A 24,792-nucleotide genomic window follows, 5' to 3' on the forward strand; every position below is an offset into this window, starting at 1 on the left:
ACCTGTCTCTAAAGAGAAACAGGTTGCCATAATTATCTATATTAATAAAATATTTAAATATTGACTGCATTAGTCGAAAATCGAAAATCCCGCCGTGACAATTATTATAGCGAGTTTTTGGTTTGCAACAATAACATACCTTTTCAACATATAATCTCCGGGGAGCACAGAAAAATCGGCTAACTAGCTGTAAAAGCTGAGTTAGGACTTTAGTCCTTACTCAGCAGACGTGTTTGAAAATTCATGTGATTTTTCATGAAGTTTCAAACCGAGGATTGAGACAGTGGCTCAATCCGGTCCAACAGCAGGTTAAGCCGATTTTTTTGTGATTGGAGGACTAACTACTTAACATACTTACGAGGTAATCTCTCACTCAAACAGCAAAGAATTTCATAATTAATCGTTCCTGCATATTGAGCAACATCAGTAGCAGTGATCTCATCATCGCCATCTTTACCAATCAAAGTAACCTTACTTCCAACTGGCATTTTTTCTGGTAGTTTTACCATGAATTGATCCATACATACACGTCCGACAATTGGACAACGTTGACCGTTAACCAAGACTTCGAAGCCTTGCATCCGTCTTAACCAACCGTCAGCATATCCCATTGGTACAGTACCGATCCATTCAGTATCATCACTAGTATAAGTTGCACCGTAACCTACACTATCACCCTGGTTGATTTGTTTAACAAAGACCAATTCAGAGTACAAACTCAAAGCTGGCTTCAATTCGTATGGCAGCTTAGTAATATCAGTTTGTGATGGATTCAATCCATACAGAGCAATACCATCACGAACTAAGTTGACTGCCAAATCCTGATGCCAGAGTGCCGTAGCAGAATTAGCACAGTGAACGTATTTGAAATCAACCGGTAAGTCAGTTGTCATTTCCTTAAAACGACTAACTTGTTTGTGGAAATATTTTTCATCCGGATTATCAGCTGTCGCAAAATGAGTAAACAATCCTTCAGCAACGAAATTGTCGGCATGGTCTTTCAAATAATTACATGCTGCGATCAAATCAGCTTTTTCTCTGAACCCGATCCGACCCATACCGCTGTCGATCCCGAGATGAACTTTCAAGCCTTGAACTTTTGTTTCGACAGCTTGTTGTAACCACTCAATACTGCCCACAGTTAGTGAAATATCAGCGTCTGCAGCGATCTTAGCATTATTTACACCAGTTATACCCAAAACCAATATTGGTGCCTTAACGCCGCTTTCACGGATTTCTAGGCCTTCATCCAAAGTTGCAACACATAATCCGCTAGCTCCATATTCCAATTCAGCCGTGGCCACAGCGACCAGACCGTGGCCATAAGCGTTAGCCTTGACTACTGCAAAGACATCCGTACCCTTTGGCACAGATTTTAATTCATTTTGCAGATTTTCCTTTAAATTATTTAAGTTGACCTCGACGTATGCGGGGCGATGGATTGATGGTGACATATGATACCTCCTAAAAAGTTACAAATAACTATTCAGACTTATCAACATCCTCAATAATAACTTCAGTTATTACTAACTCATCAGTATCTGAAATAGAAATTTGAATGTTTCCCTCAAATATATCCGTTTTGATATACGGCTGACCAGACTCATAATTCAAGACACTCAAATCATGGAACCCAATCTTACCTAATCCTGTTCCCATTGCTTTGGTAAAAGATTCTTTAGCTGAAAACCGTCCTGTCAAATAAGTCATTTGAGCTTTTTCAGTCTTCTTAGTTAAGAATACCGCCATTTCCTCACTTGTCAAAATCTTATCCGCAAATCTAGGATGTCGACCATAGATCTTACGAACTCGATCGATTTCCGCGATGTCTACTCCTAGTCCTTTAATCATATTATCTCTCTCCAAATTTTTTTGAAAAAAAAGACAAAGCAAAATTAATCACCTTGTCTTTTAATACTTATTATTATAAATCAATTGTTTGATTTTCCAAATTATCTACATCAAATTAAAGATTTGTTCTGATCTTAAAACTCTTCTTTGATTGACCTTTTGATTTGGAAGAATTATTTCGGTTGTCATGACGCTTTTCACCAGACTTGCCACCATGGTTGTTGCCACGACGATCATCATGTCTTCTTGAATGATGGTTACCACCATTACGATTACGATCATGACCATAACGTCCACGTCTACCATGACCTGAGCGGCTACGACTTACCTTACGTGAAGGAAGTGGTCTTTCAGGAGCAATCTTAACCGGAACACTTTCAGCATCCTTGATAGTTGTGCTCAAGTATACCTTAACTAAGTCTTCAGCTGAATATTCTTCTAACAATTGCTTAACAGCATCGTTGAAACGATCCAAGTTTTTGTCAGCACCAAGTGTATTCTTAACTTCTTCCTTAACTGCTTCCAATTGTCCTTTAAGAACTTCAGTATCAGTAGGTGGAGCAAGTGGCTTCATGCGCTTCTTAGTTAGGTTCTCAATTGTACGTAAGTAACCCATTTCGTTAGGTGTAACAAATGTTACAGAAACACCTGAATGTCCGGCACGACCTGTACGGCCAATACGGTGAACATAACTATCAGGGTCTTGAGGAATATCATAATTATAAACGTGTGATACACCTGAAATATCCAATCCACGAGCAGCAACATCAGTTGCCACAAGGAATTCTAGTTTACCAGCTTTGAACTTGCGAAGAACACTAGTACGTTTGTCTTGTGACAAATCACCATGTAGTCCTTCAGCATTGTATCCACGCGCTTGCAAACCACGTGTTAATTCATCAACACGACGCTTAGTTCTACCGAAGATCAGGGCTAATTCTGGTCCTTGAACATCAAAAATTCTTGTCATTAAGTCAAACTTCTCGAAATCACGAGCTTTAACAAAATATTGATCGATCTTATCAGCAGTCAATTCCTTTGACTTGATTTTAACAATCTTTGGTTCTGTCATGAACTTATCAGCAATACGCATGATAGGCTTAGGCATTGTTGCAGAGAACAATAGAGTTTGGTGTTTGTTAGGAACATTTGAAAGAATACTTTCGATATCTTCAACAAATCCCATATCTAGCATTTCATCGGCTTCATCCAAAACAACAGTTTTGACGTTACCTAGTTTAAGAGTGTGTCTGTTGATATGATCGAGCATACGACCTGGAGTACCAACAACAATATTAGGATGGTTCTTTAAGGCACGAATTTGTCTTCTAATGTCAGAACCACCATAAACTGATTGAACTCTGACTTTTTTGTCGCGGCCTAATCTGTATAACTCTTCTTGAGTTTGGATAGCTAATTCTCTAGTAGGTGAGATAATTAGCGCTTGAATATCTGTAGATGACATATCAATGGCATCTAGAATTGGAAGACCAAAGGCAGCAGTTTTACCAGTACCTGTTTGAGCTTGTCCAATTACGTCATCACCGGCTAATACCAGTGGAATAGTTTGAGCTTGGATGGGGGTTGTTTCTTCAAAACCAGCCTCATCTACAGCTTGTAGTAACTTTGAATCTAAATTTAATTCACTAAATTTCACAAAAATCCTCCAGTTGTTACGCGTTAAAACCACAATGGGCAACTATAACACGTTCTTCAATCATTCTCAAATAACACACTCTTATACTAATTTACTTAATACGTTCTCTAAATGAATGCCATGACTTGCCTTTAATAAGACAGTGTCACTTGAGTTTACTTCTTTTTCTAAATCATTCGTTAATTCCGTTAATTGATCCTTGCTATACCAAGTTAAATCTTCATCAGCATATTTTTGATCCAACTTAGCTTTCAGAGCCTTCATTTCATCCCCTACAAGATAAACTTTTGCAAAGTCCCTTGTATTGATGTGGTCCGCAAGTGATTCGTGCAAATGTTTTGATGCACTACCGAGTTCCAGCATGTCTCCTAGAACGACGATCTTACGTCCAGGGGTTGAAATCTTTTTGAGACTTTCTAGAACTTCAATTGCAGCAGTCGGGTTTGAGTTGTATACATCACTTAAAATGTCTGCGCCATTTTTTGCTTTTAACCATTCTGTTCTATTCTCGGTAACATATAGGTCAGCCAAAGCTTTTGCCATAGCCTCTGGCTTAACATGAAGGGCTTGACCAACTAAAATTGCAGCCAAGGCATTCTTAACATTATATTCGCCCATCATCGGAATATCAAACTTTAAGTCAGGCCAAAGGTTGGTTTCGAAGGAAGTTGACGACTTTCCAGCCTTTATTGACGTAGCGTAAAGCGTATTCATATCTTTTTTTCCAAAAGTCAATTTTTTTTGTTCAACTTTTTGAGCACGGTCGGTCAATAATGGTTCATCACCGTCATAAATAAACTTGCCATCTTCTTGCAAATGATCAACGATCTCCATCTTTGCATCCGCAATTTTATCACGCGTACCAAAGAACTCAATGTGTGCTTCACCGATCATCGTAATGACAGAGATATCGGGATTAGCCAGACTGCTCAAATGATCAATTTGACCAGGACGATCCATGCCCATTTCTACTACTAAGACTTCCGTATTGATCGGCATATTCAAGATAGTAAAAGGAACACCGATCTCATTGTTGAAATTCATTGGTGTCTTTGCGACATTATTATCAGTAGACAAAATTGCAGCAATCATATCCTTAGTAGTTGTTTTTCCGTTACTTCCAGTAACTGCGACCACTTTAGGATTTACTTTTGCTAAATAATACTTAGCCAGTGTTTCAAAGGCCTTCGAAACATCCTTAACGACAACATATGGAATCTCTTGATTTGGGATTTCATGATCACTCTGCCAAACGCTTGCACTTACCCCATTAGAAATTGCACTGTCGATAAATTCATGTCCGTCGCGTTCCCCTTTTAATGGAAAGAACAAATCTCCTTCTTTTGCTTTGCGACTATCAAAACAAACTCCAGTAATATCTACATCCGGAACATCGTCAACGTTTATTTTTAAAGCAGAATAAACTTCTTTTAACTTCATTTTCATGAATATTTTTCCCCAATTCTGAAAAATTATTTTAATCCATCCTAAATAAAAAGAGTATAGTATTATACTTAGAAAGGAATTGATGCACTATGACATCTAAATCAACAAAAGTACCTGAAGGAAATAGTTACTGGAAACGTAACTTAACTGTCCTTTGGTTCAGTACTTTTATGACAGGTATTGGCTTTAGTATGATAACACCCTTTTTGCCATTATACATTAATCAATTGGGGAATTTCACAAAAAACCAACTTGTCGTTTGGAATGGTATTGCATTTTCTTCGACCTTTTTAGTTATGGCAATCGTTTCTCCTATCTGGGGTAAAATCGCTGACCGCAGAGGCCGTAAGCTCATGCTTATCCGAGCTGCTCTGGGTATGTCTATTGTCATTACACTTCAAGCCTTCGTAACAGCCGCTTGGCAAATCGTCGTCTTAAGACTATTGCAAGGTGTTTTTTCAGGCTTTGTAAGTAACGCTAATACATTGATTGCTTCCACTGCTCCGCGTTCAGAAAGTGGTAAAGCACTAGGAACGTTGAATACCGGAGTTATTTCCGGTACTCTACTAGGACCTTTAGTCGGTGGTGTAATAGCTCAGTATCTCGGATACAGAATTCCATTTATGGTTACTGGATCACTATTATTTTTGGCATTTATATTAGTTACGATCTTCATCAAAGAAGACTTCACGCCAGTAGCTAAGGGAGAAGAAGACTCTACTAAGGAAATTTTCCAAAAATTAAAGAATCCCAACTTGATCCTAGCAATGTTTGTCACAACTATGATCATTCAGACATCAAACAACTCTATCAACCCTATTATTAGTTTGTACGTTAAGCAACTAATGCATGGTTCCGATAAAGTTACCTTGATTGCCGGGGTTATCGCCGCTATGCCTGGTATTGCCAATATTATTGCCGCACCACGTTTTGGCGCACTTGGTGATCGAATCGGTACGGGGAAGATTTTGATTGGTGGACTGATTTTTGCCGTTCTAGTTTATATTCCCCAAGCATTTGTTAATAACGTTTGGCAACTAGGGATCTTGCGGTTCTTTGTTGGTATCTCTGACGCCTGCCTAGTACCACAAGTCCAAACCTTACTGGCAAAGTATACCGATGCCAAATATACCGGCAGGGTCTTCGGATACAACCAGTCATTCCAGTCAGTTGGTAATGTGTGTGGTCCTTTACTTGGATCATTCATCTCCAGCAGTTTAAGTTATTCGGCTGTCTTCATAAGTACCAGTTGCTTGGCGGCGATTAACCTAGCTTGGGTATCAACACATTTAAGATCAAAAAAAGGTAAAAAAATAAAAGCCTCCTAATAAAGGATGGCTTTTTATTTTTGTGATAAACCATATTTCTTGTTGAAACGGTCGATACGTCCATCTGCTTGAGCAAACTTTTGTTTACCAGTGTAGAAAGGATGTGAGTCAGATGAGATTTCAACACGAATTAATGGGTATTCTTTACCTTCATAATCAGTTGTTTCGTTTGATTGAACTGTTGAACCAGCTAAGAACTTCTTACCTGTTGATGAGTCCATGAATACAACTTGTTGGTATTTTGGATGAATTCCTGTTTTCATTCTATGTCGCTCCTTTGCCCTAAATCTTTTGCAGAAATAGAGATTAATTTACTAACGGTATTAAATATTAACATGAACTACTACTTTATTCAATACAATTTTATTTTTGAAGGATTACTTTTTGATCAGAAACTTCATCTATTAGATCTTGATCGTGATCTATCAGCAGCATCGTCGGATGCTGCTTTTTGATTGCATCGATAATTTGTTGGCGTGTAATTACATCCAAGAAATTCAATGGCTCGTCCCACAGATACAGATTGGCTTCTTCAGAAAGACTGATCGCCAAGGCAACTTTTCGTTGTTGTCCTTGACTCATGTTTTCCACAAGTTGATTGAATAACTCACGTTCAAATCCTAGCTTACGTAAGTTAGAGAAGATCATTTCTGGGTCTATTTGCTTTTGTGCGGCTATTTGCCGAATATTACCTGTTAATTCGTCTTCTTGAGCCAAATAAGAGATTTTCACGTTGCTACCGATGTGTAACTCACCAATTTGCTCAAACGGCTGTTTAACGCCCAAAATTTGCTTAAAGACAGTCGTCTTACCAATACCATTCTGACCAACCAAAGAAATAACTTTATTAACAGGCAATTTGAAGCTGATTTCAGGAGTTATGATCTGATCATGCTTCAACTGTAAGTTATACACAGTAATTAAATGTTTCGGATGCTTTAATTCTACGTAATTTAGTTTGATAGGGTCTTCGATCTCAATATTTTTCAACAGGCTCTGTTTCTTTTCTATCTCACTATCCACCCGACTAGCGATAGTTTTGGCCTTTTTCATCATTTTAGCTGATTTATGACCAATAAATCCTTTATCTAGGTTAACTTGTTGCAAGCCAGTCTTATTCTTTCCCTTCTCAGTTTGATGCGACCAATTTTCTCTTTTCACAGCTGTTTCGTGTAATCTGTTGATATCTTTTTTTAGTTGATTCTTCTCTTCTAATTCAGATTGATCCTGACGATTCTTTTCGCGTTCCCACGTATCGAAGTTGCCTTTATAAACATCGACATCTTGACGATTGATCGAGATCACATGATCGATCACTTGATTCAAGAAGCTCTTATCATGACTGATAACAATGAAGCCCTTCTTACTCTTCAGATAGTCGGCGACTACTTTACGTCCGCCGATATCCAAATGATTCGTAGGTTCATCGATCAACTGAAAACCATAATCGTCGCTGAATAAGATTGCTAGCAATACCTTAGTCTGCTCTCCAGGACTCAAAGTCGAGAAGTTCTGATCCAAAATATCTGTCTTAACTTGTAATTTATCCAGCTCAACTTCGATTTTCCACAGATCATAGTCCTCTAAGTCGGTCAGTTCTTTGACGATTTCCACAGTTGGACGATTTTTACTAGTTATCCTCTGTGGATAATAATAAAAATTCAAATTTGTAATGATTTGACCACTGTACGGCAATTTTCCTAACAAAATATTCATCAATGTTGTTTTGCCACGCCCATTACGGCCGATCAATCCTAATTTCCAACTCTCATCAATTCGCAGATTCAATGAATTGAATAAGTTATCCACCATTTGATCATATTTAAAACTTAAATTTTCTATTTGTATTGTTCCCATAAACAAACACCTCATTTTCGGTGCTTTGACCCCAACAAAAAAAGGACACTATTGTAATAGCGTCCTTTAAATAAGTTATAAAACCACGGTTTTATACACTTTTATCTTTTAAGGGACAACCATTAAGACACACTAAGTCGAAGTCAAATTACACACTTATTTTGTATAATTTTAAATTTCAACTTAGTTTCTCAACGGCTGCACTCCCTTTCTTGTTATAAACTATTTTATAATCTACCAACAAATATTCAATCTGTCAACACATTATTCAACTAAATCATCTTCACCGATCAACTTAACATCAGCACCAAGACAATGCAACTTCCAAACAACTTGATCGTATCCACGAAGGATATTTTCAGCATTGTTGATGGTTGTCTGTCCATCTGCCAATAATCCGGCGATCATCAGACAAGCGCCTGCTCGAATCTCTTCAGCTGAAACAGTCGCACCTTTAAGAGTTGCGCCGCCACGAACAAAAATCAAATCATTCTCACTCGTTATGTTGGCACCCATCTTGTTCAATTCCGCAATATGCTTAATACGCTTTGGATAAATCGTATCAATCACCATTGCTTCACCGTCTGCCTTCATCAGCAACGGTGTGATCGGTTGTTGCAGATCAGTTGCAAAACCTGGATATGGCATAGTCTTGATATTTACGGCTTTTAATTTCGGAGAATTCTTGACATAGATACTGTCTTCACCGATTTCTAGATTAACACCCATTTCATCCAACTTAGCTAAGAATGCATCCAAATGTTCACTGATAATATTCTTAACTAAGATTCCGCCACCATTAGCAGCGGCCAAGCTCAAATATGTTCCTGCTTCGATACGATCAGGGATAATAGTGTGCGCATTATTAGAACGCAGACTATCAACACCTTCGATACGGATCGTCTCCGTACCCACGCCACGAATAACAGCTCCCATATTGTTAAGGAATGTAGCTAAGTCAATAATCTCTGGTTCCTTAGCCGCATTTTCAATGATGGTCGTACCTTTGGCTTTAACAGCAGCCAAGATAACATTAATAGTAGCCCCAACTGAAACCATGTCTAAAAAGATTTTTGCTCCCTTTAGACCGCCATTTGGGGTTGTGATAATGATCTGACCGTGCTTGTTTTCAACTTGTGCACCTAGCGCTTCGAATCCCTTGATATGTTGGTCAATTGGACGTGGTCCAATGTCATCGCCACCTGGGAACCCAACAACAGCTTTACCAAAACGGCCCAGCATGGCTCCCATAAAGTAATATGAAGCACGTAAGCTACTTACCTTACCACTAGGTAGTTCGGCAAATTGAATCTTTGTCGGATCAATCTTTAATACATCATCCTTCATTTCTGAAGAAACGTTCATATCTTTCAAAATAGAACGTAAATTTTTTACATCTCTAATTTGTGGAACTGAATCTAACACTACAGGTGTATCAGATAATATAGCGGCTGGAATTAGCGCCACAGTGCTATTCTTAGCGCCGCCAATCGTCACTTCACCTGATAACTTTTTTCCACCATTGATTACAAGTTTTTGCATAAGCTTTTCCCTAACTATTTTTGACTACTTCAGGAAATTACATATTGTCTTCGTCTAACCCTGAAGCTGCACCAATAAATGCTTTGAATAGACCTTCTGGTTTTGTTGGTCTTGATAAGAACTCTGGGTGATATTGAACAGCAATGTGGAACTTATTGCTTGGTACTTCAATAATCTCAACCAAATGATTATCTGGAGAAACACCAGAGAATACTAATCCTAAATCTTCGAATTGTTTACGATATTCATTGTTGAATTCGTATCTGTGTCTGTGTCTTTCTTGAATTACTGATTGATTGCCATAAGCAGCAGCAGTCTTTGAACCTGGTTTCAACTTGCATGGATATGCACCCAAACGTAGTGTACCACCACGGTCCTCAACATCCTTCTTATCTGCCATAATATCGATGATCTTGTTTTCTGCATCTGGATCAACTTCACCAGTTGTTGCATCTTTGATACCAGCAACATTTCTAGCAAATTCAATACTTGCCATTTGCATACCTAAACAAATACCGAAGTATGGCACGTCATGTTCACGAGCATACTTGATAGTTGTGATCATACCTTCAAGTCCACGGCTACCAAAACCACCAGGAACAAGGATACCATCAGCATCGCCCAACATTTCTTCAACGTTGTCTTCAGTAATAAGGTCGGCAGAGATCTTCTTCAATTCAATATCAGTATTATAAGCATAACCTGCAGCATGAAGTGCTTCTGTAACAGAAATATAAGCATCTTGTAACTTAGTATACTTACCAACAAGTGTGATCTTTGTTGTGTGCTTCAAGTTATTAACACGATCAACTAGCTTGTTCCAGTCTGTCATATCAGCTTCTGGAGTATCAAGATGTAAGTAACGGCATACGATATCATCAAAGCTTTGAGCTTGTAAGTTCAATGGAATATCATACAATGATTTGGCATCACGTGATTCGATAACAGCTTCTGAATCAACATCACAGAACGATGCAATTTTGTCTTTCATGTTTTGTGGCATAGGTTTTTCTGTACGAACAACCAAGATATTTGGTTGAATACCAATTCCACGTAATTCCTTAACACTGTGTTGTGTTGGTTTTGTCTTCATTTCGCCAGCAGCCTTCAAGTAAGGTACTAGTGAAGTATGAATGTAGACAACATTCTCAGAACCAACTTCTGACTTCATTTGACGAAGTGCTTCTAGATATGGAAGTGATTCGATATCACCAACTGTACCACCGACTTCTGTAATGATAACGTCAGAATCAGTTGTTGTAGCAGCGCGCATTATTTTTTGCTTAATCATATCTGTAATATGTGGAATAACTTGTACTGTAGCTCCGTTATAATCACCACGACGCTCGCGGCGAATAACTTCAGAGTAAATCTTACCTGTTGTAACGTTTGAATACTTGTTCAAATCGTTATCAATAAATCTTTCATAGTGTCCTAAGTCAAGGTCAGTTTCTGTACCATCATTAGTAACGTAAACCTCACCGTGTTGATATGGACTCATAGTTCCTGGATCCACATTAATATAAGGGTCAAATTTTTGCATTGTTACTTTTAATCCACGATTCTTTAATAATCTACCAAGGGATGCAGCAACAATACCCTTACCAAGAGATGAAACAACTCCACCTGTAATAAAAATGTACTTAGTCATAGCTTTCCTCCACATATTCTTTCTAGGGATTTCCTACTCAACCAAAAATAAAAAAGTTCCCTATTCATATTGAACAGGGAACTTGTAATTAGACAATCTAATAGAGCCCAAACAATATAATACTGTTATCTATCCAAATCGTCAAACTTTAAATTCATAAATTTAAATATCGTCGTCTTCATCATCATCTGAATCATCGTCATCTTCGTCATCAAGATCGATATCAGCATCTTCGTCATCATCAGCGTCAAACTCTGACAATTGGCCTTCAATACCATCATCTAAGCCAGTGTCTTGTTCATCATCACTGTCATCATCTACTGAAAGATCAGCATTTGTAAACTTAGAAAGATCTGGGCCATTACTTGATGAGCCATCGCTGTCATCATCGTCGTCCATATCTGAAACGTCTAAGTCAGTGTCATCATCGTAGTCGACAACATCATCGTCCTCAGCGTCATCACTCATGAAGGCATTAACCTTTTGAGCTGCCTTGTGAGTATTCTCAGTACCATTATCTTCTGGATGGTTTACTTCTTCATCAACGGAATCGAATGGATACCATTTACGTAATCCCCAAACGTTCTCACCAAGTGAAAGAAAACTTCCGTCATTATTTAAATCTGTGTAAAATTGAGGAAGTGATTCCTTAACATCATCATCGGATCTACCTAAGTAGTCCTGAATCTTATTGACAATGTCAGAAAAGTTCATTGCCTCTTTCTTGTTTGTATCAAGAATTTCGTAAGCAACCTCGATTAGAGAAAGCTCATCTTTGTTTTGGTTCTTGAATTTTTCAAATTCCAAACGGGTACACGTCCTTTCGCAGCGTCTTATTTATAATGATAGATTGTCAAGCATTAAAAATCAATCGAAACTTGTAATTACCTACTATATTATTGTCATAAATCAAATCATAATCAATATTTATTTTGCCAGACAGAGGTTGATTGACAATTTCTACTGCTGAATCTTTGGTAAAAGTCTTCAACGGCATAATTCCGTATTCAGTTTCCAACTGTCCACTATTATGATTTTTATGAGTAAAATATAGTAATGAAGCTAAATTAGTTGACTTAGCTACTCGTCTGACGTGGATCTCACCACTGTCAGTAACTTTGACTAAGATCGATGCTTTATCATTATTTTCTAGACTCTCATTAAATCTTAAATACATCGACTTACCGATCATGGTAAATTTACCAGGCTCAGCAATCTTAGTATGAGTTAACTCTCCCGATTGAAGAGTTTCCATATTTAGTTCTACATTTATATCTATACTGTTATTTTCCATAAATCCGATGCCTCTACATGATAAAATTAGAATAACAATTAATTTTAAAGAAGTGATTAATTAAATGAACAATTCATTAGACAACACAATTCTATTATACAATCAAAAAATCACCAAAGACGAAGATATGCTCGTACCTTTTGCGGATACCGGAGCGATCTTAAAATTCGTCTCTGAAAATTCCATCCCCGTAGCCCACTTCTGGACTACCCCGCCTACCGTTATTCTAGGGTTACAAGATCAACGACTCAAGAATATTGAGGGTGGTATGAAACGACTCGAAGAGAAAAGATATATCTACTACGTCAGAAATTCTGGTGGTCTGGGAGTCGTCACCGATTCAGGAATTCTCAATTTTACTTTATTTTTACCAAATAAAAACAATATCACAATTGACGAAGCATATGAACAGATGCACCAAATTATGCAAAAAACTTTTTCCGAAAAAATCGAAACTGGTGAAATAACTCGTTCATATTGTCCGGGTACTTATGACCTGAGCATCGATGGCAAAAAAATTGCTGGCATATCTCAACGACGTGCCGGAAATGCCGTCGCAATTATGGCCTATATCAGTGTAACAGGTGATCAAAAGAAACGCTCGCAATTAATGAAAGATTTTTATGAAATTAGTAATTATCCAAAACATGAAAATATTGAATACCCCGACATCGATGTACATTGCATGACCGATTTGGATAAAATGCTCGATCAAGCTTTGACGATCGACGACGCCAAACAAAAAATCTTGGATACATTATCATCAGATAATTATGTAGTCGACAAAAGCAACTTCAATATCGTTAAAGAATCATTACCATATAAAGACGCCTATGCTCAAACAATGGATGATCTTATCTATAAGAATAAAAAATTACTCTTGGGAGAAAAATAATGACTTACAATCTAGAAATGTTACCTCGGGAAAAAGTTTTTCGCGATCCAATTCACAACTACATTCACGTACAGCATCGAGTGATCCTCGATTTGATCAATACTAAGGAATTCCAGCGTCTGCGTCGAGTTAAACAACTAGGCACGGCCTCCTTTACCTTCCAAGGAGCTGAACACTCTCGCTTCACTCACTGTATGGGTGTCTATGAAATAACTCGCCAGATCTGCGACAACTTCCAACGAAACTATCCTACCAAAGAACCTGGGGACGGATTGTGGGATGACAACGAACGTATCGTAGCCTTATGTGCTGCTTTACTTCACGACGTGGGACATGGTCCTTACTCGCACACTTTTGAACATATCTTCAATACTGACCATGAAGCTTGGACACGTGAGATCATCACTTCTCCTGAGACAGAGATCAACCAAGTTCTCCGCAAAGTATCTGCTGACTTCCCCGAAAAAGTCGCTAGTGTAATTGCTCATACTTACCAAAATCCTCAAGTTGTACAAATGATCTCCAGTCAGATCGATGCCGACCGAATGGATTACTTATTACGTGATGCTTACTTCACTGGCACTAAGTATGGAATGTTTGACCTAACAAGAATCCTACGTGTTATGCGTCCATACAAAGGCGGCATCGCCTTCGATAACGATGGTATGCATGCAGTTGAAGACTACGTACTATCAAGATTTCAAATGTATCAACAAGTCTATTTCCACCCAGTATCTCGTGGTATGGAAGTAGTTCTGACTAAATTATTACAACGTGCCAAAGATCTGTACGAACACAATCACATGAACGACTTCGAAATGCCTAGTTTATTGATACCATTTTTTGAAAACAACGTGACTATCAGCGACTATCTATTACTAGACGATGGCGTACTAAATACCTACTTCACTCTCTGGCAAGATTATCCTGATGAGATTCTTAAAGATCTGGCCTATAGATTCTTGAATCGTAAACCTTTCAAGTCAGCCGAATACAATCAAGACACCGAAAAGATCCTGCCTGATCTAGCTAATATCGTTGAGAGTGCTGGATTCGATAAGAATTACTACACAGCTACTAATACGAGTTACGACTTGCCTTACGATATTTATAGTCCCCATAGCAACAAGAGCCGCACTCAGATCGAAATCATGAATGACGACGGATCATTGATTGAATTATCCACTGTCAGCAATCTAGTCAATGCACTGACTGGTAAGATCTCTGGAGATGAACGTTTTTACTTCCCTAAGTCAATGTTGATCGAACATCCTAGTGATATTTTCAGTGATGCTTATATTGAATTTCAAAGCCATATTCATAACGATTCCATTATTTAAATTATCTTTTTTGATGAATAAAAACATTTATCTGGTTTCAAGGTGAAACGCTTTCAGTTTTTTCGGTAATTTACTAAAATGTAAACATAATGAACTTTTTTAGGAGGAACACTCAATGAAAGAATTCTCAGAAAAAACCAGATTAGATAACCTACAAGCTATGCAAGATAATGAATTGGATCTTTTAGTTATCGGTGGTGGTATCACAGGTTCAGGAATCACACTCGATGCCCAAAGTCGTGGTCTTAAGACTGGTTTAGTTGAGATGCGTGATTTTGCCTCTGGTACATCCAGTCGCTCAACTAAGTTAGTCCACGGTGGTTTGCGTTATTTGAAACAAGCTGCTATTAACGAAGTCCATGAAGTCGGTAGTGAACGTGCTATTGTCTATAACAATGCTCCTCAGATCACCACTCCCTTAAAAATGATGCTCCCCTTCTACAACGGTGGAACCTTCGGACCATTTACAACTGCCATCGGACTAGATGTTTATGACCGCTTAGCACAAGTCAAATCATCCGAACGTAAATACATGCTTGATCCACAAAAAACGATCGACCGTGAGCCTTTCATCAAGAGTGAAAACCTCAAGGGCTCTGGAGTCTATGTTGAATATCGAACGGACGACGCCCGTTTAACACTTGAAGTGGTTAAAAAAGCTAACGAATTAGGCGCTCTGATTGCTAATTACACCAAAGTTACCGGATTGCTATACAATGCGGAAAACAAAGTTTGCGGTGTAAGTTTCGAAGATATGATCACTGGTAAAACTGGTGAAATCTACGCTAAAAAAGTCGTTAATTCATGTGGACCATGGGTTGATGAAATCAGAGATATGGATGGATCTAACGAAGGTAAACATCTTCACTTAACAAAGGGTGTTCACTTAGTGATCGATCATGAAAAATTCCCCATCACCAACTCAATTTATTTTGACACGCCATTCCATGATGGCCGTATGATGTTCGCCATTCCACGTGAAGGTAAAACTTACATTGGAACAACTGACACGACTTGGACTGAAGATCCTAAGGAACCAAATATCACTGTCAAGGACGTAACTTACATCTTAGCAGCTGCTAATCAAATGTTCGATCTGCCGGCCAAACTAACACCAGATGATGTAGAAGCAGGCTGGTCAGGTGTTCGTCCATTGATTCAAGAAGAAGGTAAATCACCTTCTGAAATCTCACGTAAAGATGAGATCTTCAAATCCGATTCAGGATTATTATCGATCGCCGGTGGTAAATTAACTGGTTACCGTAAGATGGCGGAAAAGATCGTCAACGAAGTTGCCTTTGAACTCTCCAATGAAACTGACTATGAATATCAACCACAACAAACTGAGAACTTAACTCTTTCAGGTGGTGAAGTTGGCGGAGATGAAGGTTGGAAGAATTTCTTCGACGAGATGTCCGAACAAGGAATCGTCAACTATGACCTGGACCGCGAAGACGCTGAAAAGTTAGTCCAAAGATACGGTTCAAACGTTGCTGATATTTATGACCTCTTACCTGAAGAGGAAACTAAAGATGGCTTGCCACGTGTTGACTGGGCAATGTTACAATATGGTTTAAAAGCAGAGATGGTTGAACATCCAATCGACTATTTATTACGTCGTAGCAGTCAAATGCTCTTCGACATCAATCATATGAAGGATATCGAAGATGCTGTGATCGACTACATAAGTGAATACTACGGCTGGGATGAAGATACTAAGCAAGCAATGACTGATGAGGTCAACGAGAAACTTAAGTTAACCGACTTAAGCGACATCAAGAATGCTTATCATAATCACATTGCTAAAGAAGTTTAATTTTTTCAAAGTCTGTCTTTTTGGACAGGCTTTTTATTTTTGGGGGAAAGTAATATTTTGAATACAACAATTATAAAAAAATCGAGATTCTTGATTTAAGAATCGAAGGTGACCAACTCGAGAACATCATCGACAATCAGAAGTTCTTCCCTGGATATCACATGAGTAAAAAGTCTTGGTACACGGTATATTTGAACGAAACAATTCCTAATAATGAATTATTTGATCTGATCGATAAAAGTTACGCTTTGGCTAATAAATAATTAAATTAATGTCACAGACTTACAAATTCATCAAAATATAGTAAAGTAGTCTGTATATCGAAAGCTGTAAAGGAGAGCCACATAAATGTTTAAAGAATTTCAAGAGTTTATCTCTCGTGGTAGTGTCGTCGACTTGGCCGTAGGTGTTATCGTTGGTGCTGCCTTTAATAGTTTGGTATCAGCGTTGACTACTTACATCATCAACCCATTACTTGGTATTTTAATTGGTCAAATCAACTTGTCCGAAATGAAGTTTGAACTATTCGGAGCAAGTTTTTTGATTGGTGATTTCGTCAATGCCTTGATCAACTTCTTGATCATCATGTTCGTGGTCTTTACAATCGTCAAGCTAATGAATAAGATGCGTCGTGACGGTTCTAAGAGTAAGTTCGATGAGAGTGTTGAAGAACTCGATCCTCAACTAGAATATCTACAACAGATCCGTGATTTATTGAGATATCAACAATTGCGAGATCAAGAAAAAGATAGAAGAAGATAACAAAAAGCCGATGAAATTCATCGGCTTTTTTCATGCTCTAAAACATACCTAATAACTTCCACCAGCCTAATCCGATGATCATGAAGATCAAGAATTCTACTAATGAAACAATGAATCCAACTTTCCACCACTCTCTTTGAGTAACGTAACCAGTCGCAAAATAAATCGACGCTGTACCTGTACCGTAATGTGTAGTACTTGGTGAAATACATGTCAAAATGGCAAACATCATAATAACCATAGTTGGATTTGCACCCAAACTCACTAAGACAGTGGCAAATGGGATGTACAATGCCTGCATATGAACCAAAACACTGGTAAAGAAATAATGAATATACAGATATACTAATGCCAAAACAATAAATGCTAGTGTCAAACTCATTCCTTTGACACTATCTTGCATAATATCTTTGAACCATTTGATCACACCTGTTTGTGCCAAATAAGGTGTAATTGCCATCAATGGTGGCAACCATAAGAAGATATTCCAAACTTTTTTCTCTGCTAAAATGTCTTCTAATCCAATAATTCCTGTAATAATTAAAATAGCTAAGCCTAATAGAGCGATACTTGTATTGTCCAACTTAGTGAATTGAGTCGTTGCCCAAAGAACGATCATCAATACGAATACTCCGATCATAATGTCCTCTTTGATCGACATTTGACCCATCTTATCTAATTCTCTTTTTGCAAAGCTCTGCGCATTAGGGATTTTTTTTAATTCTGGTTTGTGAATGACATAAATCACTAATGGCACGATGATCAGTGCTAAGATGCTGGGAACCGAGGTGTACTTGAACCAATCGAGCCAAGAAATCGACACGTGGAAAACACTCTTTCCCATACTGATAGCCAATGGATTAGTTGCCATGGCTGTGAAGAATAAGGATCCGGCAATCAAGTTCTGATGAAAACTAGTCAACAATAAAAAGGATCCAATCTTGTCCTGCGTTCCGTCATCCGGTTCTGAACCTAGTGATTTGGATAATGACATGGTAATCGGATATAAAACTCCGGCACCACGTGCATTCGTATTAGGAACAAATGGTGCCATAATTACATCACAAATCGTTAGGACATATGATAATGCTAGTGAACTGTGGCCGAACCGATAAATCAAATAGTAAGCAATTCTAAATCCCAGCTTGGTTGTACGAAAGCCGATCGCCACAAAAAAAGCAAACATGATCAGCCAAACAGCACTATTACCAAAACCAGCATAAACCAACTCAGCTGGCATTACTTGTGAGATAGTCAAAACCGCCATCATTACGATCGATAAAATTGCTAAAGGTGCAACATTCAATAGACACCCCAAAATAAAGCCAACAAAAATAGCAAATGTTCGCCATCCAGTAACTTTTACTCCAGTCGGCACTGGTAAAAACCAAATGGCTAGTACCACGGCGACGATAAGAATCGAATAAATTATTTTTTTATTACGTTCTTTCATTGTTTCTCCCCTTAATTAATTTCTTTTATTATATCAAAAAAAGGGATAGAAAATTTATAAAATTCGATATACAAAATTATAACTTATTTATATATTTAAAAGAACATATATGCATGTCCGCTGACGATAACGAAGCTCAAACAGATAACAGCTGTTACTCCGATAGCGACACCAATCGTTACCAAATCAGATTTATAAGTTTTTATATTGCGCGCATAGCGATCATTCTTTAAACAGAAAATCAGGATGACCACGATCATTATGAAAGTCCAGAACATTGGAATCATCGTTTACACCACCAATAAAAGTTTTTTATTTTTTAACAAAATACAATTTTTAGATTGGTTAGTCAAAAGATTAACTCACAATGTACTTAATGGACAAAAAAGAGGCCGTGACATAACTCGGTCACCGTATGAATTTACAGCGTAAACGCGCGTCAAAACACAATTTCTTCCGTTTAACAAAAAAAGATTTAGCATTTACTACGTAAATACTAAATCTTTTTCGGTTATACTCAGAAATTAACCGTGTTTTGTCACGCTCTGTTTTTTAATATAAATTATTTTTTATTACGTTTGAAACGTGTATCAAATAATGGGCTAACTGGTTCATTATCATGAATACGACGAATTGCATCACCGATAAGTGGTCCAACTGAAACCTGAACCATACGATCGATAACTTTTTCTTTAGGTAGATTAATTGAATCTGTAACGATCAACTTCTTGATTGGTGAAGCTTCAATTCTTTCGATAGCAGGACCTGAAAGAATTGGGTGTGTACAACATGCGTATACTTCAGTTGCACCAGCATCGATCAATGCTTGTGATGCCAAAGTAATTGTACCGGCAGTATCGATCATATCATCAATGATGATTGCACGTTTGCCCTTCACATTACCAATGATATTCATAACTTCGGCAACATTAGCACGAGGTCTACGTTTATCAATAATGGCAATTGGTGTCTTCAAGAATTCTGCTAATTTTCTAGCACGAGTCACACCACCGTGGTCAGGTGAAACAACTACGGCATCTTCTTCTAGATGATTTGTTAAGAAGTAATCAGCTAGAAGTGGTGCACCCATCAAGTGATCAACAGGAATATCGAAGAAACCTTGAATTTGAGCAGCATGTAAATCAAGTGCAAGTACACGATCAACACCGGCACGTTGCAACATATTAGCAACTAATTTAGCAGTGATAGGTTCACGTGAACGTGACTTTCTATCTTGTCTAGCATAGCCATAATAAGGAATAACTACGTTGATCAAGTGTGCTGAAGCACGCTTCAAAGCATCGACCATGATCAATAATTCCATCAAGTTATCGTTAACAGGAGCTGAAGTTGATTGAATTAAGAATACTTCGGCACCACGAATACTCTCTTCAATATTGATTTGGATTTCACCGTCACTAAAACGTGTAACTGATGACTTTCCTAGCGGAATCCCAACTTCTTTAGCAATTTTTTCTGCCAAAGGTTTGTTAGAGTTCAACGCAAAAATTTTCATTGGTCGTTCGTTATTTTGATATGACATTAATTTCCACCTTTATTTCCAATCTTCACTTTTTGATAATGGTAATCTATTCCAAAAATCTTCTTTGTTAGTCTGTCTTTGTCTAGCAATTGCCATGGCGTGCTTAGGAATATCACTAGTAATGGTTGAACCAGCAGCAATGAATGAGTGATCTTCCATCTCAACTGGAGCAATGATATTTGAATTGCTGCCGATGAATGAGTGATCACCAATATTACTGTGCCACTTCTTTACACCATCGTAGTTAACGAATACCACACCACAACCAACATTGATATCACTACCAAGTGTAGCATCACCAACATACGTTAAGTGACCGACCTTAGTACGATCGCCGATCTTGGCATTCTTGATCTCACAGAAGTTACCAACATGGACGTCTTTGCCGATCTCAGCCTTAGGACGCAAATGAGAATTTGGTCCTAGATCACTGCCTGTATGCATAACAGCACTCTCAACAGTAGAGCTGATAATCTTAACGTTGTCTTCAATTGTAGCATCTTCAAGTCTTGAACCTGAACCAATTAAGCAATCTGAGCCAATAGTCGTCTTACCAAAAATCTTAGTATTTGGTTCAATAATTGTATCATTGCCAATTTTTACATCGACATCGATATAAGTGTTATCAGGATCGATAATCGTTACACCATCACGCATGTGTGCTTCGTTGATACGTGTTTGCATCAATTTTTCAGCGTGTGATAATGCCACACGATCATTTACACCCATTGATTCAGATAAGTCTGCCATTTGATAAGCAGCAACTTTCTTACCTTGGTCTTTGAGCATAGAAATCAAATCTGGTAGATAATACTCGCCTTGAGCATTATCATTGTTTACATTGTGCAAATTGCTGAACAATAGTTCATTGTCGAAACAAAATACACCAGTATTTATTTCTTGGATCTTCTTCTCAGTTTCAGAAGCATCTTTTTGTTCGACGATCTTCACAACATTACCATCAGAATCACGAACCATACGACCGTAACCGAATGGATTATCTGCATGAGCTGTCAAAATAGTAACAGCCGCATTTTGTTCTTCATGATAGGCAAATAGTTTTTCGAAAGTTTCAGCAGTAAACAATGGACAATCACCATTGATGATCAAAGTTGTTCCTTCTTTACCAGCTAAAACATCTTCAGTTTGTAATACCGCATGGGCAGTACCCAATTGTTCTTTTTGCAAGGCATACTTAGTACGATCCCCGAGTAATTCACGGACCTTTTCCGCACCACTACCAATAACTGTTTCAACGATGGTTGGATCAAGTTTTTCAACTTGAGTCAAAACATGATCGACCATAGCTCTACCAGCTACTGGATGCAATACTTTGTACAATTTTGATTTCATTCTTGTGCCCTTGCCGGCAGCAAGAATTATTACATAACGATTCGACATTGGAAACTCCCTTTCAGTCACTCAAATATCCTTATATATAATAGCATTATTCACATACTCTACTCAATTATGTTTTTACTCAAAATAACTGAAATCTGTTTTTGCTAAATAATCACCGGGTTCCATCTTTAGAATACGGTTGACTGTGTCGATTTCTTGGACTTTAAAAATAGAAGTAACTTTGGTATCTCTGAACTCAGATTTTACATTGATATTTTCAGCAAAGACAGTTGCTCCTGCAAAAATTGCATTGAATTCTGAAATAAGGCTGCGCATACCGTTGATAGTACCGCCACCCTTCATGAAGTCATCGACTACTAAGACACGTGAACCTTCTGGTAAACTGCGCTTAGACAATTCCATCTTTTCGATTCGATCGGATGAACCGGAAGCATAATTAACACTGATCGTCGATCCTTCTGTGATCTTCGAATCACGACGTACGATCACAAAGGGGATGTTTAAGAAACTCGCTACACTCTGAGCGATAGGAATTCCCTTAGTAGCGACCGTCATAACCACATCGATGGCACTTTGTGAATATTGCGTTGCAATCATTCTTCCGATAGTTCTCAAAACCTCGGGATCTGCCAATAGATCAGTCAGATACAAATAACCACCAGGCAAGATTCTGTCAGGTTCTTCTAATCTCTTGACCGTGTTGTTGACAAAATCAGTAGCTTCTTTCTTCGAAATACCAGGTGTAAAGATAACTCCACCACCGGCTCCGGGCAAAGTTTCTAAGGCACCAATGCCACGAATCATAAAGGTCCGTCTTAAAATACTTAAATCCTCAGAAATTGATGACTTGGCTGATTCAAATCTATCAGCGAAAAAAGCCAAAGAAATCAGCGTGTGTGGTCTCTCCAACAAGTAACGAGTCATATCAATCAATCGTTCGCTTCTTCGTGTTTTCATATATCTCTCTCCTAAAAAACCTGTCTCATTTAAAATTATAAAGTAAATAGCATAACAATCAATTCATTTTCCACTAACTTGTTAAGATTTTCAAGGCTTTTTGCTTAATTGGATGTAAAAAAGTTCTGATTACTAGTCAGAACTTCGTTTTGAATTATTTATTTTAATGTTACCAACTCTGCTGGGACCCATTCGTCACTAGCCACTCGATACATGTCTTGACCATTGATTTTTCCAACTTTATCTGTATAAAATTCTGCCCCGTTCATCAAAGCTCGATTCGATTTTTTCCCCTTGCTGTTATACAACTGAACATTTTCCTTAGCTACTACAATCCCACTGATTTTTTCATACACTACACCGTGATCGTCATGAATCCACTCATTCGTTGAGATTCTATGGTACTTTTCACCATTGATAAATGCATACCCATTTGAATACCAATTACTATTTGCTGCTAAAGCTCTGTTGCCGATCGTATTTCCACTTAAAGTGCTTAAAGTTGTGTAAGTATCATGATGAGTCTGAATAACCGTTTCGTTACGATGAAATTCACTGACATCCTTAGTACTGATCCATTCATCATCACCGATTTGGTAGTATTCTTCATTATTTATCTTATTAACTTTAGTAACATTGTAAATTGTGATGCCAGATAGATTCTTACTTCCTGTAACATTTCCGTTCTTGTCATAAATAGTTAATTGATCTTTGTCCGTCATGACTGTTTTGGAATCGATAATTCCAATATTGTTATTTCCAATTTTGTATGGTTGTTCAATTACAATTGATTGGTTAAAAAGATTACCCAAGTACCAAGGGATCGTAAATTGTTGTTTAAAACTAATAGTTAAACTTCCCTGATAAACTCCATTATTCGATACTTTACCTTCACTAATCCAATCATTAATTATCAATTGTTTTGTTTTGTCATTAAAGGCATACATATCTGTAGATATTTCATTTTCGCCATTGTAAATTGTTAGATTATTAACGCTTAGTCCTTCGTAATTACCGATGTAATCTGATAGGTCAATTACAAGTTGTTCTTCAGATAAATTTTCAATTTTATTTTTTATAGTCACCAATTCTCCATTACCAATATAAACTTCATCTTTATCAAGATTTAGATTTTGTAACGGTTGAAAATTAGTAATTGCATTATTCGTGATAAACAATGATTTAAGATTTTTCAAACCTTTAACTGGTGAAATATCTGACACAGAGGTGCCCAATAAAGCTAGTCCTTCCAAATTGGACGCATATTGAATACCTTCTAAACTCTGAATTTTTTCTCCAGAAATTTCTAAATCAGTATCAGCCCAATTATTAAATTCACTTAATTTAGTTTTAGTAATATCACCAACATTATCTAATCCTAATTTCCCAGCAATGATTTTTTGTAACTCCGGATCAGGCATCCAACTGTCAATACTTTCTGTTTCACCTTCTGCCCTAACCACATTCTCATGTGCAACTACCTTAGCAACTTCCGGAATATTGCTTACCGTCGAAGTAAGCAGAACCCCCACCGACAAACTACTCGCTATCAAAATTATTTTATTCTTGCTCTTCATAATTCTCACTTCCTTTATTGTGATTTTTTTAACGTAATATCATGTTATAAAATCACCTGTATTCTTGTCACGAAATAACACAAAAGAGCACAAAAAAACAGGATTGCGTCACTCGCAATCCTGTTTTTCGTATCTATTATTCAGCGTCTGCTACTTCTGCATCGGCGCTTGAATCTGCTTCTGTTGCTTCACTATCGAATGTAATGTCAATAGATTTTGTTAGTAGATCAGCATAACTATATGAAACTCTTTCAAAAGAATTTTCGTTTTGATCCAAATCAACTACAAAAACTGAATGGAATGTTTCTGCTAAAGTTCCGCGACGGCGGATAACTTTTTTACGACCTGCTTGTGCTACAACCGTTAAGTTCTCGCCTAAGTGAGCGTCTAGACGACTCTTAATTGTTTTCAATGACGTTGGCATATTATAAATCACTCCTTAGGAGTGCAATTTTACCACG

General features: G+C 37.7%; 23 protein-coding genes. 6 read left to right on the forward strand and 17 right to left on the reverse strand.

The window, feature by feature from the left end:
• Positions 1-341 precede the first annotated feature (341 nt).
• The 4 genes from alr to U8519_RS04765 form a co-directional block, all read right to left on the reverse strand.
• A complete protein-coding gene (gene alr, locus U8519_RS04750) occupies positions 342-1,454 on the reverse strand; it encodes an alanine racemase (RefSeq protein WP_334329161.1) in 1,113 nt (370 codons plus the stop codon).
• Positions 1,455-1,482: 28 nt separating this feature from the next.
• Entirely contained in the window at positions 1,483-1,851 is a 369-nt protein-coding gene (gene acpS, locus U8519_RS04755) for a holo-ACP synthase (protein ID WP_334329162.1), read from the reverse strand.
• A 115-nt stretch (positions 1,852-1,966) separates the two neighbouring features.
• Positions 1,967-3,508, reverse strand: coding sequence for a DEAD/DEAH box helicase (locus U8519_RS04760; RefSeq protein ID WP_334329163.1), 1,542 nt, complete (start codon positions 3,506-3,508; stop codon positions 1,967-1,969).
• Between the two features lie 81 nt (positions 3,509-3,589).
• Positions 3,590-4,954 (reverse strand): UDP-N-acetylmuramoyl-tripeptide--D-alanyl-D-alanine ligase, encoded by a 1,365-nt coding sequence (locus U8519_RS04765; protein WP_334329164.1) that lies wholly within the window; start codon positions 4,952-4,954, stop codon positions 3,590-3,592.
• Positions 4,955-5,043: 89 nt separating this feature from the next.
• On the opposite strand from U8519_RS04765, the gene U8519_RS04770 reads away from it, so the two are divergent.
• On the forward strand, positions 5,044-6,282 hold the full coding sequence (locus tag U8519_RS04770; RefSeq protein WP_334329165.1) for a multidrug efflux MFS transporter: 1,239 nt from the start codon (positions 5,044-5,046) through the stop codon (positions 6,280-6,282).
• Positions 6,283-6,296: 14 nt separating this feature from the next.
• Here U8519_RS04770 and U8519_RS04775 read toward each other — a convergent pair whose 3' ends face one another.
• The 6 genes from U8519_RS04775 to U8519_RS04800 all read right to left on the reverse strand — a co-directional run bounded on the left by U8519_RS04775 (position 6,297) and on the right by U8519_RS04800 (position 12,626).
• Positions 6,297-6,545 (reverse strand): type B 50S ribosomal protein L31, encoded by a 249-nt coding sequence (locus U8519_RS04775; RefSeq protein WP_334329166.1) that lies wholly within the window; start codon positions 6,543-6,545, stop codon positions 6,297-6,299.
• A 100-nt stretch (positions 6,546-6,645) separates the two neighbouring features.
• The gene (gene abc-f, locus U8519_RS04780; protein ID WP_334329167.1) at positions 6,646-8,139 is read right to left on the reverse strand and encodes a ribosomal protection-like ABC-F family protein; all 1,494 of its coding nucleotides are present in this window, start codon (positions 8,137-8,139) and stop codon (positions 6,646-6,648) included.
• 264 nt (positions 8,140-8,403) lie between these two features.
• Positions 8,404-9,681 (reverse strand): UDP-N-acetylglucosamine 1-carboxyvinyltransferase, encoded by a 1,278-nt coding sequence (locus U8519_RS04785; RefSeq protein ID WP_334329168.1) that lies wholly within the window; start codon positions 9,679-9,681, stop codon positions 8,404-8,406.
• A 37-nt stretch (positions 9,682-9,718) separates the two neighbouring features.
• Positions 9,719-11,332, reverse strand: a complete 1,614-nt coding sequence (locus U8519_RS04790) for a CTP synthase (RefSeq protein WP_334329169.1) — start codon at positions 11,330-11,332, stop codon at positions 9,719-9,721.
• A gap of 162 nt (positions 11,333-11,494) precedes the next feature.
• Entirely contained in the window at positions 11,495-12,139 is a 645-nt protein-coding gene (rpoE, locus tag U8519_RS04795) for a DNA-directed RNA polymerase subunit delta (protein WP_334329170.1), read from the reverse strand.
• Between the two features lie 46 nt (positions 12,140-12,185).
• A complete protein-coding gene (locus U8519_RS04800; protein WP_334329171.1) occupies positions 12,186-12,626 on the reverse strand; it encodes a DUF1934 domain-containing protein in 441 nt (146 codons plus the stop codon).
• A gap of 64 nt (positions 12,627-12,690) precedes the next feature.
• Here U8519_RS04800 and U8519_RS04805 point away from each other — a divergent pair, with 64 nt between their 5' ends.
• The 5 genes from U8519_RS04805 (at position 12,691) to mscL (ending at position 17,439) form a co-directional block, all read left to right on the forward strand.
• A complete protein-coding gene (locus U8519_RS04805; RefSeq protein ID WP_334329172.1) occupies positions 12,691-13,521 on the forward strand; it encodes a lipoate--protein ligase family protein in 831 nt (276 codons plus the stop codon).
• Positions 13,521-14,861 (forward strand): HD domain-containing protein, encoded by a 1,341-nt coding sequence (locus tag U8519_RS04810; protein ID WP_334329173.1) that lies wholly within the window; start codon positions 13,521-13,523, stop codon positions 14,859-14,861. The genes U8519_RS04805 and U8519_RS04810 overlap by 1 nt, the downstream gene beginning before the upstream one ends.
• A 115-nt stretch (positions 14,862-14,976) precedes the next feature.
• Positions 14,977-16,677: a glycerol-3-phosphate dehydrogenase/oxidase gene (locus U8519_RS04815; RefSeq protein WP_334329174.1), complete on the forward strand. Its 1,701-nt coding sequence runs from the start codon at positions 14,977-14,979 to the stop codon at positions 16,675-16,677.
• Between the two features lie 101 nt (positions 16,678-16,778).
• Positions 16,779-16,940 carry an MmcQ/YjbR family DNA-binding protein gene (locus tag U8519_RS04820; protein ID WP_334329506.1) on the forward strand — a complete coding sequence of 54 codons (162 nt, stop codon included), beginning with the start codon at positions 16,779-16,781 and terminating at the stop codon, positions 16,938-16,940.
• Positions 16,941-17,025: 85 nt separating this feature from the next.
• Positions 17,026-17,439 (forward strand): large conductance mechanosensitive channel protein MscL, encoded by a 414-nt coding sequence (gene mscL, locus U8519_RS04825; RefSeq protein WP_334329175.1) that lies wholly within the window; start codon positions 17,026-17,028, stop codon positions 17,437-17,439.
• Between the two features lie 37 nt (positions 17,440-17,476).
• On the opposite strand, the gene U8519_RS04830 is transcribed toward mscL, so the two are convergent.
• From U8519_RS04830 to U8519_RS04860, 7 genes are all read right to left on the reverse strand, one after another.
• A complete protein-coding gene (locus tag U8519_RS04830) occupies positions 17,477-18,892 on the reverse strand; it encodes a DASS family sodium-coupled anion symporter (RefSeq protein WP_334329176.1) in 1,416 nt (471 codons plus the stop codon).
• A 95-nt stretch (positions 18,893-18,987) separates the two neighbouring features.
• Positions 18,988-19,179, reverse strand: coding sequence for a hypothetical protein (locus U8519_RS04835; RefSeq protein WP_334329177.1), 192 nt, complete (start codon positions 19,177-19,179; stop codon positions 18,988-18,990).
• A 275-nt stretch (positions 19,180-19,454) separates the two neighbouring features.
• Positions 19,455-20,435 (reverse strand): ribose-phosphate diphosphokinase, encoded by a 981-nt coding sequence (locus U8519_RS04840; RefSeq protein ID WP_334329178.1) that lies wholly within the window; start codon positions 20,433-20,435, stop codon positions 19,455-19,457.
• A gap of 12 nt (positions 20,436-20,447) precedes the next feature.
• Entirely contained in the window at positions 20,448-21,836 is a 1,389-nt protein-coding gene (gene glmU, locus U8519_RS04845) for a bifunctional UDP-N-acetylglucosamine diphosphorylase/glucosamine-1-phosphate N-acetyltransferase GlmU (protein ID WP_334329179.1), read from the reverse strand.
• A gap of 75 nt (positions 21,837-21,911) precedes the next feature.
• The gene (gene purR, locus U8519_RS04850; RefSeq protein WP_334329180.1) at positions 21,912-22,754 is read right to left on the reverse strand and encodes a pur operon repressor; all 843 of its coding nucleotides are present in this window, start codon (positions 22,752-22,754) and stop codon (positions 21,912-21,914) included.
• 158 nt (positions 22,755-22,912) lie between these two features.
• A complete protein-coding gene (locus tag U8519_RS04855) occupies positions 22,913-24,331 on the reverse strand; it encodes a leucine-rich repeat domain-containing protein (protein WP_334329181.1) in 1,419 nt (472 codons plus the stop codon).
• Positions 24,332-24,467: 136 nt separating this feature from the next.
• Positions 24,468-24,755, reverse strand: coding sequence for a Veg family protein (locus U8519_RS04860; protein WP_334329182.1), 288 nt, complete (start codon positions 24,753-24,755; stop codon positions 24,468-24,470).
• Between the last annotated feature and the right edge of the window lie 37 nt (positions 24,756-24,792).

Origin of the sequence: Companilactobacillus sp. HBUAS59699, assembly GCF_036913575.1 — a bacterium.
Taxonomy (GTDB): domain Bacteria; phylum Bacillota; class Bacilli; order Lactobacillales; family Lactobacillaceae; genus Companilactobacillus.